The organism is Halomonas sp. ANAO-440, assembly GCF_019915905.1.
Classification (GTDB): Bacteria; Pseudomonadota; Gammaproteobacteria; order Pseudomonadales; family Halomonadaceae; genus Halomonas; species Halomonas chromatireducens.
The window spans coordinates 1-2719 of the sequence record NZ_JAHXBV010000052.1; the positions used below are offsets into that span (position 1 = coordinate 1).

3 protein-coding genes are annotated in these 2719 nt (G+C 65.0%); all 3 read left to right on the top strand.

Annotation, left to right across the window (positions count from 1 at the left end; genetic code table 11):
- The coding region (locus KZO25_RS19755; RefSeq protein ID WP_223138216.1) for a TRAP transporter substrate-binding protein at window positions 1-813 on the top strand (813 nt) is incomplete at its 5' end.
- A 68-nt stretch (window positions 814-881) separates the two neighbouring features.
- A complete protein-coding gene (locus tag KZO25_RS19760) occupies window positions 882-1451 on the top strand; it encodes a TRAP transporter small permease (RefSeq protein WP_066446950.1) in 570 nt (189 codons plus the stop codon).
- 3 nt (window positions 1452-1454) lie between these two features.
- Window positions 1455-2719 (top strand): TRAP transporter large permease (locus KZO25_RS19765; RefSeq protein ID WP_223138217.1); only part of this gene is annotated, 1265 nt, incomplete at its 3' end.

Below are 2719 nucleotides of genomic sequence, written 5' to 3' on the forward strand. Positions count from 1 at the left end.
CTGGGCGACGACGTGCAGATGATGGAGATGCTGCAGACCGGCACCCTGGACATGTCCTATCCCTCCTCGTCGCCGGCCACCACCTACGTCTCGGAACTGGCGGTGTTCGATCTGCCGTTCCTGCTGCCTACCCGTGAAGCCGCCATCGCCGTCATGAACAGCGACGTGGCACAGGAGATGCTCGACGCCTTCGAGGGCACCGGCATCAAGGCACTGACCTTCTCCGAGAACGGCTATCGTCAGCTCTCCAACAGCGCACGCCCGGTGGCATCGCCCGACGACGTGGCCGGCCTGGACGTACGCGGCCTGAGCGTACGCACCATGGAAAACCCGGTGCACCTCTCCATCTGGGAGACGCTCGGCGCCAACCCCACGCCGATGGCCTTCGGCGAGCTGTTCTCGGCCATGGAACAGGGCGTGGTCGACGGCCAGGAGAACCCCTGGAGCACCATCCTGACCTCCAATTTCCACGAGGTGCAGGACTACGGCTCCGAGACACGCCACGTCTACACTCCCTTCATCATGATGATGTCCGAGCGTACCTGGGATCGCCTGGCGCCGGAGTATCAGGAGCTGGTGCAGGACGCAGCCCGCAAGTCGGCCGAGTATGAAATCCAGCTGGCTGCCGAATACGACGATTGGTCGCGGGATCAGCTCGAGGAGCGCGGCATGCAGATCACCCGCCTCGACGACGACCAGATCGCCGCCTTCCAGGAAGCGGTACAGCCCGTCTACGACGAGTGGGCGCCGCGTATCGGTGAAGACCTGATCGCCAGCATTCAGGAAATTGCCAACGCCGCCGGCAACGAGTGATTCCTTCCCTGGACTGATGGGCAAAGCAGGGGGCAACTGTGTCCCTTGCTTTGCCACCGGAGTACTGCATGATCTCATCCACCCCGCCACCCGACCCCGCCGAGTACCTCGACGACCCCAACCGCAAGGCGCTGGAGCTCGACTTCGAGGCACGCAAGGGGCCGGCCCTGTTCCGCTGGCTGACGGTGCTCATGGAGCATCTGATCGCCACCATCCTGGTGGCGCTGATCGTCTCTGTATCGGCCAATGTCATCGGCCGCGCGCTGTTCAACCGCTCGCTGCCCTGGGCCGATGAGCTGGCCCGCATGCTGTTCATCTGGCTGATCTTCATCGGCGCCGCGGCGGCCTTCGCCCGCTACGAGCACATCGCCGTGGATTACCTGGTACGCAAGCTCAAGCCGCGTGCCGCACACGTTCTTTACCTGATTCAGCACCTGATCATCATCGCCCTGATGGGCGTGCTGATCTGGGGCGGCTACGTCGTGATCTCGCGTTCCACCGGCCGCACCGCCATCCTCGGCGTGCCCTGGAACCTGATCAATGTGTCGCTGGTGCTCTGCGCGGCCTTCATCGGCGCCGTGGCCATCTGGCGCGCCTGGCGCAGTCTCACCCTGATTCGCACCGGCCAGGAGACGTAACGCATGCTGTGGATCTTTCTTGGCATCCTGTTCGCCTCCATCGCCCTGGGGCTGCCGATCGCCTTCGGCCTCGGCGTGGCCGCGGTGGTGCTGGCGGTGATGTCCGACATCCCCCTGTCGATCCTGATCGAACAGTCGGTGCGCGGGGTCAACAACTTCCCGCTGCTGGCGATACCGTTTTTCATCCTGGTGGGTGAAGTGATGAGCACCGGCGGCATCGCCCGGCGGCTGATGGAGCTGGCCGGTGCGCTGGTCGGCTTCGTGCGCGGCGGCCTGGGGCAGGTGGCGATCACCGGCTCGATGTTCTTCGGCGGCATCAGCGGCTCGGCCGTGGCGGACACCGCCGCCACCGGCGCGATGATGATCCCGTCGATGAAGCAGCAGGGCTATTCCGCCCCCCAGGCCACTGCCATCAACACGGTCTCCTCCGTCATCGGCATCATCATTCCGCCATCGATTCCGCTGATCCTGTTCGGCATCGTCACCGAGACGTCGATCAGCCGCCTGTTCATCGCCGGCATCGTGCCGGGCCTGCTGATCGGCTTCGGACTGATGATCACCACCTTCATCATGGCCAGCTTCGGCGGCGCCGGGCAGACCCGCAAGTTCCGCCTCGACCTGCTGTGGCAGGCCTTCAAGGCCGCCTGGCTGGCCCTGGTGCTGCCGGTGATCGTGATCGGCGGCATCATCGGCGGGGTGTTCACCGCCACCGAAGCGGCCGTGGCCGCACTGCTCTACTCGCTGTTCATCTCGCTGGTCTTCTATCGTGAAATCCGCCTGCGCGACCTGTGGGGCATGCTGATCCGCACCGCCCGGCTGACCGGCATGGTCCTGCTGCTGCTGGCCTTCGCCACGGTGATCGCCTGGTTCCTGACCATCAACATGGTGCCCCAGACCCTGGTGAGCCAGGTGCAGGCGATCACCCAGGACCCGTTCTGGCTGCTGATGATCGTGGCCGCGCTGCTGCTGCTGGTAGGCTTCGTGATGGACCTGACCCCGGCCATGGTGATCATGGCGCCGATGCTGACGCCGATCGTCACCACGGTGGGCGTCGATCCCGCCTACTTCGGGGTGCTGATGGCCTTCATTCTCGGCATCGGGCTGCTGACGCCGCCGGTAGGCACCTGCCTCTATGTGGGCTGCGGGGTGGGCAAGGTATCGATGGAAGCGCTGGTCAAGGCGATGCTGCCGTATTACGCGGCGCTGCTGGTGGTGCTGGTGATCCTGATCGCCTTCCCCGGCATCGTCACCTGGCTGCCCGATATCAC

Excerpts from the sequence above, each read along its gene's own strand:
- KZO25_RS19760 (WP_066446950.1), top strand. The coding sequence starts at position 882 with ATGATCTCATCCACCCCGCCACCCGACCCCGCCGAGTACCTCGACGAC.